Below are 14,696 nucleotides of genomic sequence, written 5' to 3' on the forward strand. Positions count from 1 at the left end.
TAGACAGACCCGGCCCGCGTCTTTTTGGTCTCCGAGGGTGGAGGCGGCTGACCTAGTTTTCGATGCGATCCAAGATGATCTCGGCTAGCTCCGACGCATTCTGGTCGGGGATCCAGTGGCTGGCGTGTTCGAGGATGTGAAGTCGGTAGTCGGCATTCACATAGTTGCCGGTGAGTTCGGCGCCTCGACGCGTCAGGGCACCGTCGCCGGCACCCCACACGTGCGAAGTCGGGACAGTAATGCGTCGTCCAGTCTTCTTTGGATTCGCGAAAGGGAGGCCGCGATACCAATTGATACCGCCGGTCAGGGACTCCGTATTGATCACGCGCTCGTAGGTGTCGGCGATCATCGCCTCATCCATACCGGTATCGGTGAGCATCTTCTCGAACATTTGCGGCCGCACCTGCGCCATCCACTCCGGGAGCGCTGGTAATTGAAATGCGCCCATGTACCACGACCGCCGGAGTTGGTCGCTTTGCTTGATGGAGGCGACGAATGCGGCGGGGTGCGGCACCGAGATACTCGTCAGCGTTTCCACCAAATCGGGGCGCGTTGCAGCCAAGGCCCAGGCAACTTGTCCGCCCCAGTCATGTCCGACGAGATGAACCTTCCCAGCATCGGACTGGATGATCAGCGACTCAATATCGCTGACGAGTTCGCTGATGCGGTAAGCAAATCGGCCGCGCGGGCGGGCTTGCGGAGAGTAGCCGCGCTGGTCCGGCGCGATCGTTCGATAGCCGCGCTGATTCAGAAGCGGCGTCACCAGACGCCACGAATGCGACGTTTGTGGAAAACCATGAAGCAGAACCACGGTCCCCTTGTCGGTGCGCACAGAGGGGTCCTCCGACGAGTCGACGACGTCGAAGGTCAGGCCTGCGCGTGAAAAGGTTTCCATGCCAACTCCCGAACTAGTCCACCAGGATTTCCGTGACAGTGAGTTACGGAAAGATCCGTTCTGCGGCGAACCTATGTTGTCCCGGCCCTGGGGTCAAGACCCCGGGGCCAGACGCTGGGGCCAAGATGTCGCGGACAGGCTGCATGGTTACGAAGCTGCATGGTTGAGAAGCAGGGAATCTATCGTGGACCCATGAGTGCACCGGATCTAATACCCCTCATCGAATCGCTGCCCGCGGGAATGGTCATCACCGACCGGGACATCCTGGGCGCGTACCGATTCGATCGAGCCAACGATCCGTCGGCCGGAATCCCACTGGCACTGGTTCGTCCAATGACCACCGAGCACGTTCAGACAGCGGTGAAATGGTGTGCCGCGCAAGGCGTTCCAATCATCACCCGGGGCGCGGGGACCAGCCTGTCCGGAGGTTCTACGGCCGTCGACGGTGCCGTCATGATCTCCACCGAGAAAATGCGCCAAATGACGGTCGACACGGCGACGCGAACGGTCGTCACCCAACCCGGCATGCTCAACGCGGAAGTAAAGGAAGCCGCTGCCGACCACGGACTCTGGTACCCGCCGGACCCGTCGTCATTCGAGATCTGCAGCATTGGTGGCAACGTGGCCACCAATGCCGGGGGCCTGTGTTGCGTCAAGTACGGCGTGACCGTGGACTATGTCCTCGGGTTGCAAGTGGTACTCGCTGACGGTCGTGCCGTGCGCATTGGCGGCAAGCAACTTAAAGACTCAGCGGGCCTACCCCTCACCAAGCTGTTCGTTGGCAGTGAAGGTCTTCTCGGGATCGTCACCGAGGCGACGCTGCGGCTGTTGCCGCCGCAGCCGCCAGCATGCACCGTGGTGGGGTCGTTCCCGTCGGTCCGTGCGGCCAGTGAAGCGGTCGTGGCCGTGACGGCGAAAATTCGGCCCGCGATGTTGGAGTTCATGGACTCCATCTCCATCAACGCCGTGGAGGACATGTTGAAGATGGGGCTCGACCGGACTGCGGGCGCACTGCTCGTCGCCCAGTCGGATGCCCCCGGCCCCGCAGGTGAGGCCGAAGTCGCGTTCATCGAAAAGGCCTTTACCGAGTGTGGCGCGGGAGAGGTGTTCTCAACATCTGATGCGGTGGAGTCGGAAGCATTTACCGCAGCCCGTCGCGCGGCGATTCCGGCCGTGGAGAAACTCGGCGCACTCCTGCTTGAAGATGTCGGAGTTCCACTGCCAGCGTTGCCCGATCTGATCGACGGCGTCGAAGCCATCGCAGCGAAAAATCGTGTCGTGATCTCTGTGATCGCGCACGCAGGCGACGGCAACACGCATCCGCTGATCGTGCATGATCCCACTGACGCCGATGAGACGGCCCGAGCCAACCAGGCGTTCGGTCAGATCATGGAATTGGCAATCTCGTTGGGCGGCACCATAACTGGTGAACACGGTGTTGGTCGTCTCAAGAAGGGGTGGCTCCGAGACCAAGTTGGCGACGACGTCATGGACCTAATGGGCCTGATCAAGAAGGCCGTCGACCCAGACGGGCTATTGAATCCCGGAGTGATGTTCTAGACGGTGACGGCGGGGTCGTGTATACCTCAACGCCGCCGTGAGCTATCGCCCACCTCGGCATCCGCGTGGAGTTGTCGTGGGGTCTCGCGGATGGACTTGTGTGGGCCAAGAAACGGGGTTCGTCAAGCCCGCGTGAACATCGACACAGAGCCGAATCCCGGTGCGGAGAAACCTGTCCGCGAGAGGTAATGTCCCCCTGTCCAGGTGGCCCCCGACCGGTGCGGTGCCAGCGTGAGAAAAGGTGTGGTGAGACAGCTCGAATGACGGCGTCAGTAACGGATCGTGCGACCGGATTCGAGACCGAGCTTCGGGACTCCTTCACCAGCGTTGACCTTCTACTGGAGGTTGACCTTCATCCCCGGCAGTACGCCTGCGCACGCGACCACATCGGTGCCCTCATGGATGAGATTCCGGCGGGTGCTCACATCGCGCTGCTCATGCGGTTCCCGGCGTTGGTGATCACGGGGTTGGTCGGCCATGCGGCGCTCACCGAGCCTGGCTCCGACTACTGGGATAGCTTCTGGAAGACCATCGGCCGCGACCGCGACGAGGCGTTCGAGGCCGTCGTCGCGCAACTCCTTGGCGATCTGCTCCGCGAATGCGGCCTCCGCGACGTGGAGGCGCTCCGTGCCAAGAGCATTGCCCCGCTTATGAAGTTGCACGCAGGCCTGAGTGCGACGACCGTCGCTGCTCTCGTCAAAGTGGTGGAGCAACATGTACGCGCCGGGCGCGATCCCCGCGGCACCGCCATTCTGGAAAACATTACCGAGCACGGCTTTAAGCATCGGCAGGTGAACCTTCCCGCCGAGTTCCGCATCCTGCTCAAGTACGCACCCGCGGTGGCCGTCGGGATCTTCAATCGGCTCACCGAACTGCTGGTCGCTACCGTGGCACATCCGACGACGTGGACGCTCGACGCCATTACGCCGACCACGGCCGACCTGCCGACAGGCATTCTTCGCGCAGCCATCGACTGCCTGCGGTCGGCACCGTTCCTCGACGGCGACACGGCTGCGATTGCGTTGTGCACCAGTCGCTTCCCCGAAGTCCGGATCGACGCAGTCGACGGTGAGATTCGAGTGCTGGTGCCGCAGTCGGCCACCGACACCACGTGGCGAGTTTGGACCGGCGGCGCTCCCGAACAGATTGCGGTCCCCGCCGACGAAGCGGCCTCCCTGCCGATTGACGCGGTGGTCCGCGAGACCGTACTCATCAACCTCGATACGGGTATCCGTCGAATCGTTCCGCTTTTCGACCCAACCGACCCGCTGATCGTCTTTGGCGTGGACGGTCGGATTGTCTCTCGGTTCGTGTCGCTGCCCGCCACCGAACTTCTGGTCTTGGTGCCAAATGACACGGACCTGGTCTCCGAGGTCGGGACAAAGATCGCCATTACCGACTGCCGCCCGGCCCCGTGGGGTGGCTGGGAATTGCGGACGGTGGACCTTGCCGGGCACGCGGAACTAACGGCTCGGCGCCTCGGCAAGGACGGTCGTGCGCGCCGCGTGCTTCCGATTGAAACCCTGGGATTTGCGATGCCAGAAGCCCTTTCGGGCATTGTGGCGCGGTCGGGGGACCCCGTCTATGCCGAACGTCCCCTGGTGGATCTGCCGGCGCACGACGGTGACGACACGAAGGAGTGGCGGGTTCGGGTCCGCCGTGTTGGCGACCTGGACTGGGCGATCGACTACCCGTGGGCCTCTGCTGACTACGTGACGTCGGCCGACCCGTTTGACGGCCTCGCCGAGCCACTGATCGGGCGCTATGAGATTGCCGCAGGTGATTCGTACGGCCTCGACCTACGACTGTCCGTGGTGCTCGCGGAAGGTCTTGAATGCAGCCATGATCCGGTACTTCGGTTGCCGGAGGCGGACGGATTGTCGACATCGGTGACGGTGCTGGCATCCGAGGGGTTGACGATCGACGAGCCGGAGCTGTCGTTCGAGGCAATCGAGACCGAACGTGCGACGGTGATTCGGACCGACGAGACGGCCCTCGATGTGGTGGTGTGCCCGCCGCATGCGGAGATCCGGTTTGAGCATCCGGGCCATTCGGCGACATGGCAGACGTCGTTGCCGACGATCGGTGTGGACGAGGCGGGCCCTGGCCGGTTGACGGTTCGCGTGCCGGGTGCGAGCGATGTGTCGTTCGCGCTGCTCGACGCCGATGCCGACATTGTGCGCGAGTGGGAAGCCGACGAGCGTTCGGGTGTGGAGTTCTCGCTGGCAACCAAGTCGGTGAGCGATGCCGCAAAGCGATTGCTCACCGGCACCCTCGTTGCGCTGATCGAGGACGAGAATGGCGATACCGAAGAAACGGAAATCGCGACTGTCGTGCGGTCGGCGCCGGTCGAGGCACCGGAAACCATCGACCACGTCGGTGAAGGACTGACCGCGCAGTGGCTGCGTTTGGACACGGTACAGGCCGAAGAAGTGAACGCGCCGACGCCGGAGGCGACTCCGATCAATGCCGTCGTTGCCCCGGTCGATGAGATTCTGACCGCTGAACCGACGGCCTCCCTCGAGGCGCTGGGCGACAGCCCGGTCGCACCGTCGCGCATTCCGGCTTTGTTGATTCGTTCGGGTTTGGCTGAACAGATCTTTGAGGCACCGACGGATTACGTTGGGCCGCACCCGAACCCATTCATCAGCTGCATTCTGGCGACGTCGGCGGTAGTGGATCAGGATGCTCCGCAACGCGACAATGTGCAGTCGTTTTTGGCGGCGCGTGGTGGCGAAGACCTGCTGCGCATTCTGGCGACGGGACGCCTCGAGGACCCGCGCACCGGCGTGTTTGACCGTAACGTTCTCGCCGTCAACAACATGGACCGTGCCCAGGTGGAAGCAATGTTTGAGCCCTTCCGGATTGTGCCCGGACCGTTGGTTGATGTCGACATGCGGACTGCGGCGACCATTGAGGCCTTCCATCGGCGCGACGAGTGGATGACTGACCCGGTCAGTTCGGAAGCCCCCCGCTACGTAAACAAAACGCTGCGCGACGTGCGACGATCCTCACCCGAGCTGTACGACATGATCGCGGCCCGCAACGAAGCGCTGCACGGCGTCGACACCATCAGTAATCCATGGATGCTCCTATCGATGCAGTCCCTTGCTTTCGCGGCGATTGGACGTCTGCAGGCCTATGGCCGTCTGAAGACGCCGGTCCTGACCGACGAAGCCCGGGCCATGTGGGCCACATTGGCCGACTACTGTCCGGCGATGGTGGCCGCAGACCTGTTGATCGCGAACGCGGCGGTTGTGCGGGCGGACGCCCTCGACAAGATGCGGGCGACCGGATAAACGCCGCACAGCACCTCGGGTGACGGCGTACCTCAGGCGACCGCGTTGCCCGAGGAGGGGCGTGCCGTCGGCACACCCATCAAGGGTTGAACGTTGGACGGGATGGAGTAGCCAACCTGCCACGGGTAGCGGTCGGCGTGGTCGGGCCACACCAACTGCACGGTGCTGAAGCCCTGGCCGAAGATCAGCCGACTAAGTCGCAGCGGTTCGAGGTCGATCACGTCGATCGCCTCAAACCACACGGGCTTCCGCATGCCCGCGTGAACACGCGAACCCGCAGCGACCACGGTGCCGTCGACCGATGCTTGCGCGGCGTGGTTGAGCAACACGCAGGCGAGATCGGGTGGCAGGCCGGTGATTGCTAACTCCGGCAAGCCCAACTCGGTGAGTCCGGTGGTGTAGGCCAACGGGGGATGGCCCACACTGCCGAACACGCCCGTGACCGCCCAGCGGCCCTGCGCGATGAGGGCGAGTGCGCCGCCGACAAGGTCGTCCGAGCCGTCGCACCGGGGATCGAACTCGCACATGATGGCCTCCTTGGCGTTGGTTCGCGAAAATTAATTATTCGCTCAAATGTTCGATTGGTGATTTCACAGTAGATCGGGGATCTGACATTTTTGTGATGAAACGCCGGAGGTGGTTTGCGACCTGCGGAAAGGTGGGCAAAGTCGATCCTGTGGACAGTGGTCACCGGGGAATCGGGCAGGGCGCATAGACTGGTCGCGTGCCAGGCCGAATCCCCGATCACGACATCGCAGCAATACGCGAACAGACGCGGATCGAAGACATCGTCGGCGAGTACGTGACCCTTCGTCGAGCCGGCGCTGACCGGTTGACCGGACTCTGTCCGTTCCACGACGAGAAGACCCCGTCCTTCCATGTTCGCCCGCACCAGGGGCATTTTCACTGCTTCGGTTGCGGTGAAGGTGGCGACGTCTACTCGTTCCTGCAGAAGATTGAGCACGTCAGCTTCGTCGAGGCGGTTGAGCAACTCGCCGACAGCCTCAACTACACGATCAACTACGAGGGTGGCGGCGCAGCCATCAAGCGCGACCGCGGTACCCGGGCAAGGCTGGTCGCGGCGAATGCGGCGGCGCAGCAGTTTTACGCCGAACAACTCGCGACCCCGGATGCTCAAGCGGCACGGGACTTCTTGACCGCCAAGGGATTTGACGCCAAAGCCGCGGCGCATTTCGGCTGCGGGTATGCGCCCGCAGGGTGGGACGTGATGACCAAAGCCCTGCTCAAGCAAGGCTTCCAGTTCTCTGAGCTGGAGGCGGCCGGCCTGTCGAAACAGGGGCGGATGGGGCCGATCGACAGATTCCACCGTCGGCTCCTGTGGCCCATCCGCAATCTGGGCGGCGACGTCATCGGGTTCGGTGCCCGCAAGCTCTTTGACGATGACCAACTCGGCAAGTACATGAACACGCCCGAGACGATGCTCTACAAGAAGTCACAGGTGCTGTTCGGCCTCGACCTGGCCAAGCGGGACATCGCCAAGGGGCACCAAGTGGTCATTGTCGAGGGCTACACGGACGTCATGGCGATGCACCTGGCGGGCGTCACCACCGCTGTCGCAGCCTGTGGCACCGCCTTCGGCGAGGACCACCTCGCGTTGATTCGTCGCCTGATGATGGACGACTCGTATTTCCGCGGCGAAGTGATCTATACCTTCGACGGTGACGCGGCAGGTCAAGCCGCCGCAATGAAGGCTTTCGAAGGGGAGCAGTCGGTGGCGGGTCAAACCTTTGTCGCCGTCGCTCCCGACGGAATGGACCCCAACGACCTGCGGATGAAATCCGGCGACCCCGCTTTGCGGGACTTGATCGCCCGCCGCATCCCCATGTTCCAGTTCGCCATCAAGATGCTGATCGCCAAGCAAGATCTCGACACCGCGGAAGGGCGCGTGGCTGCGCTGCGGGACGCGGTCCCGGTCGTCGCACGGATCCGCGACGTTGCTCTCCGCGATGAGTACGCACGTCAGCTTGCCGGTTGGGTCGGTTGGGACGACGTGGCCCAGGTGCTTTCGCGTGTGCGCGGAGACGCCAAGCGGTACGGCCGCGGCAGGGGCGGACATTCGCGTCAGCAGCAGCGGGATTCGCGGACGCGGCCGGAAGCGATGTCGACTCCGCCGACCGCCCGACCGTTGCCGAACGATCCGCGACTGTGGCAGCAACGCGAAGCGCTCAAGTCCGCGCTGCAGTATCCGGCGATCGCGGGTACCGTCTTCGACTCGCTGCCCGGAGAGTGCTTCACCGACCCGTCGTACCTATTGATCCGCGAGGCCATCGCCAACGCCGGTGGTGCGGCCAGCGGGCTCGGTGGTGCGGCCTGGGTCGACGCCGTTCACAACCTACTGATTGACAATCCGGCTGTCGCCCCGCTGGTGACGGAGTTGGCCGTCGAACCGATTCCCGTCGAAGACGATCGGATCCCGCAATACATTTCGAGCGTGCTCGCGCGGTCGCAGGAGATCTGGGTGGGATCCCAGATTGCCGACATCAAGTCGAAGTTGCGGCGCATGTCGCCCAGCAATGACCCCGACGGCTACAACGCACTGTTTGGCGATCTCGTGGCGTTGGAGTCGTACCGACGGAGCTTGCTGGAGCAGGCCTTCGAGCCGGGCGCCGACGCCATCGGTTAGGAGTCCCGGTACGGCGTCGGGCCGCGGGCCGTAAGCTAAATCCCTGTCGTAATTAACGCGTCGTGGGATGGGGATAGCACGCATGGCAACGTCGGTAACAAGTCCAAGGCCGAGGAGTTCAATTCGTGAATTGACCCTTCGCAGCGTCGTGCTGGGCGGGCTCATCACACTCGTCTTTACCGCCGCGAATGTGTATCTCGGGCTCAAGGTGGGCATCACCTTTGCCACGGCGATCCCCGCAGCGGTGATCTCGATGTCGATCCTGCGGTACTTCCAAGACCATTCGATCGTCGAGAACAACATCGTGCAGACCATCGCGTCGGCGGCAGGCACACTGTCGGCGATCATCTTTGTGCTGCCCGGCCTCATCATGATCGGCTGGTGGACGGGATTCCCGTACTGGGAGACGGTGGCGGTGTGCGCGATCGGCGGCATTCTCGGCGTGATGTACTCGATTCCGCTGCGGCGTGCCCTGGTGACGGGTTCCGACCTGCCGTATCCGGAAGGTATTGCTGCCGCCGAGGTCCTCAAAGTGGGGGATACGTCCGGTCGTGACCCCGAAGACACCTCGCCCGACGCCAATCGCGGCGGTATGCGCGCGATCGTCGTCGGTGCCATCGGATCGGCGCTGTTTACGTTCCTCGGGTCGCTGAAGTTGCTGTCGACCAACGTTGCGGCAGCCTTCAAAGTGGGTTCCGGCGCGACGATGATCGGCGCAAGCCTGTCTATGGCGCTAATTGGTGTTGGTCACCTCGTGGGTATTGCTGTCGGCATTGCGATGGTCGTCGGCCTGGTGATCTCGTTCTTTGTTGTGCTCCCGATCCGCACCTGGAACTCCATTCCGTCGGGCGACCTGCTCGACGCGGTCAGCGGCGTCTTCAGTTCCGACGTCCGCATGGTGGGTGCCGGCGCGATCGCAGTGGCCGCCGTGTGGACACTGATCGTTGTTATCGGGCCCATCATTCGCGGCATCATCGACGCCGGGGCGAGCGCCCGTAAGCGCCAGGCAGGTCAGGAAGTCGACGTCACCGAACGCGACATTCCTATTACATACGTCGGTCTGACGGTGGTGGTCGCGATGATTCCCATCGCTTGGCTGCTCTGGGACTTCCTGCGAGACACCGCGCTCATGGGGAGCGCGCTCGGCATCGTGGTGGTCTCGGTGATCTTCGTGTTCGTCATCGGACTCGTCGTCGCCGCAGTCTGCGGCTACATGGCCGGGCTGATCGGATCGTCGAACAGCCCGATTTCCGGTGTCGGTGTCTTGGTCGTCCTGTGCGCGGCGCTGTTGATCAAGCTGACTTATGGGCCAGCGGGCAGTACGTCGGAGACTGAAACGCTGATCGCTTACACGCTGTTTACCGCGGCGGTCGTATTTGGTGTCGCGACCATCTCGAACGACAATTTGCAAGACCTGAAGACCGGCCAACTCGTGGGTGCGACACCGTGGAAGCAGCAGGTGGCGCTGATCATTGGTGTTCTGTTCGGTTCTGCGATCATTCCGCCGATTTTGGGCTTGATGAACACGGCGTTCGGTTTCGTCGGTATGGAAGGTGCCGGCGAGAATGCTCTCGCGGCACCGCAGGCCGCACTGATGTCGACGCTCGCCAAGGGCGTTTTCGGTGGCGACCTCAATTGGGCGCTGATTGGCCTCGGTGCCGCCATCGGTGCCGTCGTGATTGCCATCGACGAAGTTCTCAAGCGGACCACCAAGAACTTGAAACTACCGCCCCTGGCCGTCGGCATGGGCATGTACCTGCCAATGTCGTTGACGCTGATCATTCCGATCGGTGCCTTCCTCGGCCTCGCCTACAACAAGTGGGCTGACCGTACTGGCGGAGACGTCGAACGCAAGAAGCGCCTCGGCGTCCTGCTCGCCACCGGCTTGATCGTCGGCGAAAGCCTTTACGGCGTGATCTATGCGGCCATCGTCGCCGGTTCAGGCGACAGTGACCCCCTCGCGATCGTCGGCGACGGCCTCGGTAACTGGATGCAGGTCATCGGCGTCGTCGTGTTCGCCATCGGGATCACATGGCTGTACAGCTACACCAAGAAGCTCGCGAGTGACGGCCCGGAGACACAATCGGTGTTGCCGAAGAAGTAGGGCGGCCAGCTACTTTTCAGCTGCCGAGTAGAAGATCTTCTTCACCGCGATAGGGGTGGGGGTCGACTTATCCTCACCGTGAAATACCGTCCACTCCTTGCCGGACTTATTGAACAGGTCCGCCCCGCTCTTCTTGTAGACGAAGAAGTGCTCCTTGTTGGGCAACGAGCAGCCGTAGCCGTAGTCGTATCCGGTCGGTGGGAATGGCCACGCGCCGCCGACCCTGACTAGGCATTGCGCCCCGTTGACGAGTTCTAGCGCCCACGGGTCGACATTCGGTTTCGGAGTTGCGGTGGGCAGCGACCCGGAAAAACTGTGGGGCGTGAGCTTCTTGTCGAACGGGTATGCGGCGCACAGGAGCGTTCCGTTTTTCCCCGGCCAACAGGCGTACGAGGCGTCGGCAGTGGAGCCGCACTGGTAGACGCCGGCCGTCGAGGCTCCGGCTCCGATTCCATAGCAGTCTGTGCCGGAGTAGGCGACACCTGCTGGACCGACAGTGAAGCCGTTAATCGGGTTGCCGCTCTTGTCGACGGCGACTACGTTCACCACCTCCGGTCCATTTGAGGTACCGGACGCTGTGGAACTGCCTGTCGTCGAGGGAAGGCAACCGCACAGGATGACGGTCGTGACGGTGCCGTCCTTGATTCCCTTGCCGCCTTCGTAACCGAGTTTGTACGCGGTGCCTGCTTTGACGTCGGCAGGGAAGGTGGCGACGGAGTCCTTATCCTCCAGGGGCTCGCCGTAGAGTTCGATGGCCCGCGACCCCGGAGTGCCTTTGCCGACACCGTCGATGGTGACGCCGCTGCTCCCAGCAGGGTTGCCGGGGGCGATTTCGATGAGCTTGCCGGAGCCGTCGAAGCCGTAGGTGCAGTCTTCCCACAGATAAATGGTGCGGTCGCCGCTCTTGGTCCCGTTCGACGGGAAGCCGGGATTGGCTTTGCGGATGTCGTCGAGGGTGTCGCCGAGCGTGATGGTGCCGCGCGAGGTGGTCGATAGTCGTGTTGCGGCGCTGTCGGCATTTTGTGCAGCGGCGAGGCGCGCGCTGAGTTGGGCGGCATTGTCGGCGGTGATGAAGATGCCGCCGCCTTCAGTGGCGACACACTGCAGCGAGGCGGCATCCGTGCGGAAACCGACGGCGCTGATGGTGACGTCGGGGCGCTGCGAATGCAACGTCTTTGACGTTTGGCATGGGTCGGGTGCGCACGTGGATTCGCCGTCGGAGACGACGACAATCGACGCTGGTCCGCTGCGGGGTAGCTGCTTCCATGCTTCGGTGAGGGCATTCGCGATCGGGGTGAATCCTTGTGCGGTGATGCCCGTGAGGGCGATCTGCAGCTTGGACTTGTCGAGCGGGCCCAGCGGCAGCACGGTTTTGACGTCGGTACATCCGATGTTCTGCGAGGTGCGTGCCGCGGGTAGTTCGGAGCCGAAAGCGACGACCGCGAAGTCGGTGTCTGCCGGCAGGCCTCCGGCGAGGGCCGTTACCGCAGATTTTGCGGCCTCAAGGCGGACCCCGGGTGCGTCTGGCGTGTTCATCGAGTCGGATGCGTCGAGGACTACCACCGTCGGAATGGCTTGCGGTGTCACTTGATTCCCGGAGTTCGGTGCGCCATTGCTCGACGACTTGGTCGGTGTGCCGTCGGTCGACAGGGCTGAGCAGCCCCCGAGCAGCAGGGTGACACCGGCAGTTAGTGCGAGCAGGGTAGTGGCTCGTAGCTGGCTCCGCCTGAAGGTGATTGCGCGCATGGCTCCAACCGTAAGTCTGAGGGAATCCGGGGACTTCGTGATCCGGACACAAGCGTCCGTATGGGTGAAGGTATTCTCAATCCTCGGGTCGTTTCCGACCCAGGGGGCGATAGCTCAGTCGGTTAGAGCCGCTGACTCATAATCAGCTGGTCGCGGGTTCGAGCCCCGCTCGCCCCACTTAGCAAGAAGGTTCCCGCACCCTTTCTGGTTGTCGCACTATGACGCAACATAGTTCGACAAGCAGAAAGGGTGCGGGAACCTTTTGCGTTGCGGTTAGGCCGCGGGCTCGGTCAGGTCGCTTACCGGTGCCAGGTCTGCGGGGGCAGCGGGCGCGTCGCTCGTTGCCGGGGCTTGGTCGACGACCGGGGGAACAACGTCCGCTGGGAACTCGACCGGCGGTGCCTGCGTGTCCGGAATGGGCTCAGGTGCGGTCGGAGTAACCGCCGTCTCGGGCGTGAGGTTTGCCTTGATGTCGGCGAACGGGATCTGATCCGGATTGCTCGGATCCACTGTGTGCCTACCAGCGGTTGTATCGTCGACCGCGCTCGACACATCCTGCGTGGCAAGCAGGTTGGTCGGTGCCTGCACGTCTGAGAGGGTGCCACCCAACTTTTCGGCGATGTCCTTGAACATCTCCGATGCCTTCAAGATGTTGGTGCCCGTGCCGTTGATGAACGGACCGTACTGTTCGGTTGCGAACGACGACAGCGGGCTCAACAGCGCACCAATGGTATTGAGGTAGAAGGGGCTGAGGGCGGCCTCGGCGTCGCCGATGAAGCCGTTGACGTTGGGCAGTCCGATCAGTGGCAGCAGGCCGGTCACGTTGAGCAGCGACGTCGGGACCAGCGGGTTGTTCAGAAGTGCGTCGAGTCCCAGTGCGGCGAGGGCGTCGTCGGCTCCCCTTGGAAGGCCGAGCTTGACGGCTGGCTTGTCGCCCAACTGCAGGTCCGGGAGCAACGCGACACCGAACAGTGACGGCATGTAGATGCCCGCGCCTGCCGGGCCGACGTTGAATCCGCCGAGCGAATAGACGATCGGGATTGGTAGTAGCGGGTTCTGCAGAAGCAGGACGTTCTGGCCATTGTTGACGTTGATGCCGTTGGTGCCGAGATAGTTGTTGCTCTTGATATTGATGTTTGTGACGCCGAAGCCGAACGCCGTGTTGACGTTGGTCATGTCGAATTCAAGCGGCGAGTACAGGCCGTTGTCAAGCGGCATCATCACCGTCATGTGCATGTTGCCCGCTTCGGCGAGGCCGAACGGCAGTCCGGCGCTGACCGACGTGATCGGCACCGAGACTGTGAGATCGAAAGGATCGCTGACACCGGGGATTGCCGGGAATGCAAGTGCTGCGGTGGGCACTGCAGCCCACCAACCTGAATTGAAGCCGAGCAGGTTGTATTGGCCGCTGCCCTGAGGAACCCAAACAGTCGCGGTTGGCAAGTTAATACCTGGGAGTTCGAAGTTGCCGGGATCGACTCCGGGAACATTGCCGAGTATGCCGTTGATGCTGGGAAGCAAGCCGCCGATCAGGGGGATATCTAGGGACGGCAAACCGAGCTGCGCCAGAAGGGCGCTAGTGAGCGGTTTGTTGAGGATGTCGATCGTCGTCAGGTCCAGAATCAGTTGGCCGGGCGTCTTGATCAGATTGTTTTGGATATCGGTCTTGCCTGCGCCGAGGGCGCCCCAGTCCCAGCCGGATTCGTAACTACTGTGGGTGATTTCAAGGCCCTTGATGAGGTTGCCGAGTGCTGGAATGGGAAGGTTCCCAATGACCTCACCCAATGTCACGCCGAGGATCGGAACTGGATAGGTGAACAGGCCGTCGAGCAGGTCGAGTACGCCAGTGAGCGCTTCGACACCCGGAAGTTTGCCTGGCAGGATGTCTGCGACGTTGATGGTTTGCCCACCGGGCAGCACGATGTCGGGCAAGGCACCGGGGGTTGTACCCCAAGGTAGGTCCATCTCGACGATGTCCTTCAGGGCGCTGATCAAGCCGCTGATATCTGTCAGGTTAGTCAGATCGGTCTTTTTGTAGTCACTTCTCAAAATCGGCAGAATCCCGCCGCTCTGTTCGGCGATCGGATTCCAGATGCTGTTGCCGCCCTGGTTGGCGCTATTGGCGCCGGACAGGAAGTTGTCGAGGGCGTGCGAGAAGTCGCTGATTACCTGACTGTGGTTCGGGGCCGTCGCGGCGGTCGCGAGGTTGGGAGTGCTGAGTGCCAGCGTCGCTGTCGCAGCAAGGGCGCCGGCCGTTGTGGCGGCACGAGTCACGGTGGACTTCTTGAGGGGCTTACGATGCTGACCGCGCATGAACACTCCAATGACCATCTGTTCTGTGAGGGGGTCTCACAGAACGCTCATATGAGGTGTATCGCACTTTTGGTGATTTGGGCCTCTTTCCACCGTGGGTCGTGTTCGGAGCCACTCGTGATTCACCTCATCGGG

At 62.6% G+C, this 14,696-nt stretch carries 8 protein-coding genes and 1 tRNA gene; 5 read left to right on the top strand and 4 right to left on the bottom strand.

Annotation, left to right across the window (positions count from 1 at the left end; all coding sequences use genetic code 11):
- Positions 1–52: 52 nt before the first annotated feature.
- Positions 53–895: an alpha/beta fold hydrolase gene (locus AC1L34_RS02395; RefSeq protein ID WP_424322061.1), complete on the bottom strand. Its 843-nt coding sequence runs from the start codon at positions 893–895 to the stop codon at positions 53–55.
- Between the two features lie 192 nt (positions 896–1,087).
- Between AC1L34_RS02395 and AC1L34_RS02400 the strand changes: the two genes are divergently transcribed.
- Complete coding sequence (locus AC1L34_RS02400; RefSeq protein ID WP_424322060.1) at positions 1,088–2,455, top strand: FAD-binding oxidoreductase; 1,368 nt, start codon at positions 1,088–1,090, stop codon at positions 2,453–2,455.
- A 260-nt stretch (positions 2,456–2,715) separates the two neighbouring features.
- Entirely contained in the window at positions 2,716–5,754 is a 3,039-nt protein-coding gene (locus tag AC1L34_RS02405; protein ID WP_424325847.1) for a hypothetical protein, read from the top strand.
- A 32-nt stretch (positions 5,755–5,786) separates the two neighbouring features.
- Here AC1L34_RS02405 and AC1L34_RS02410 read toward each other — a convergent pair whose 3' ends face one another.
- Positions 5,787–6,281, bottom strand: a complete 495-nt coding sequence (locus AC1L34_RS02410) for a DUF4262 domain-containing protein (protein WP_424322058.1) — start codon at positions 6,279–6,281, stop codon at positions 5,787–5,789.
- A gap of 197 nt (positions 6,282–6,478) precedes the next feature.
- On the opposite strand from AC1L34_RS02410, the gene dnaG reads away from it, so the two are divergent.
- Together dnaG and AC1L34_RS02420 are read left to right on the top strand one after the other, a co-directional pair.
- Positions 6,479–8,398, top strand: a complete 1,920-nt coding sequence (dnaG, locus tag AC1L34_RS02415; protein WP_424296485.1) for a DNA primase — start codon at positions 6,479–6,481, stop codon at positions 8,396–8,398.
- Between the two features lie 82 nt (positions 8,399–8,480).
- Positions 8,481–10,502: an OPT family oligopeptide transporter gene (locus tag AC1L34_RS02420; protein ID WP_424296486.1), complete on the top strand. Its 2,022-nt coding sequence runs from the start codon at positions 8,481–8,483 to the stop codon at positions 10,500–10,502.
- A 9-nt stretch (positions 10,503–10,511) separates the two neighbouring features.
- Here the strand turns inward: AC1L34_RS02420 and AC1L34_RS02425 are convergent, their stop codons facing one another.
- Entirely contained in the window at positions 10,512–12,248 is a 1,737-nt protein-coding gene (locus AC1L34_RS02425) for a vWA domain-containing protein (RefSeq protein ID WP_424322057.1), read from the bottom strand.
- Between the two features lie 103 nt (positions 12,249–12,351).
- Between AC1L34_RS02425 and AC1L34_RS02430 the strand changes: the two genes are divergently transcribed.
- Positions 12,352–12,425: transfer RNA gene (locus AC1L34_RS02430), tRNA-Ile, on the top strand.
- 96 nt (positions 12,426–12,521) lie between these two features.
- On the opposite strand, the gene AC1L34_RS02435 is transcribed toward AC1L34_RS02430, so the two are convergent.
- Positions 12,522–14,561: a hypothetical protein gene (locus AC1L34_RS02435; protein ID WP_424322056.1), complete on the bottom strand. Its 2,040-nt coding sequence runs from the start codon at positions 14,559–14,561 to the stop codon at positions 12,522–12,524.
- Positions 14,562–14,696: the final 135 nt, after the last annotated feature.

It is taken from the genome of Gordonia sp. 34D, from assembly GCF_056682775.1.

Coding starts and splice junctions, on each gene's coding strand:
- AC1L34_RS02425 (WP_424322057.1), bottom strand. CDS start 12,248: ATGCGCGCAATCACCTTCAGGCGGAGCCAGCTACGAGCCACTACCCTG.
- AC1L34_RS02405 (WP_424325847.1), top strand. CDS start 2,716: ATGACGGCGTCAGTAACGGATCGTGCGACCGGATTCGAGACCGAGCTT.
- AC1L34_RS02400 (WP_424322060.1), top strand. CDS start 1,088: ATGAGTGCACCGGATCTAATACCCCTCATCGAATCGCTGCCCGCGGGA.
- AC1L34_RS02410 (WP_424322058.1), bottom strand. CDS start 6,281: ATGTGCGAGTTCGATCCCCGGTGCGACGGCTCGGACGACCTTGTCGGC.
- AC1L34_RS02435 (WP_424322056.1), bottom strand. CDS start 14,561: ATGCGCGGTCAGCATCGTAAGCCCCTCAAGAAGTCCACCGTGACTCGT.
- AC1L34_RS02395 (WP_424322061.1), bottom strand. CDS start 895: ATGGAAACCTTTTCACGCGCAGGCCTGACCTTCGACGTCGTCGACTCG.
- AC1L34_RS02420 (WP_424296486.1), top strand. CDS start 8,481: ATGGCAACGTCGGTAACAAGTCCAAGGCCGAGGAGTTCAATTCGTGAA.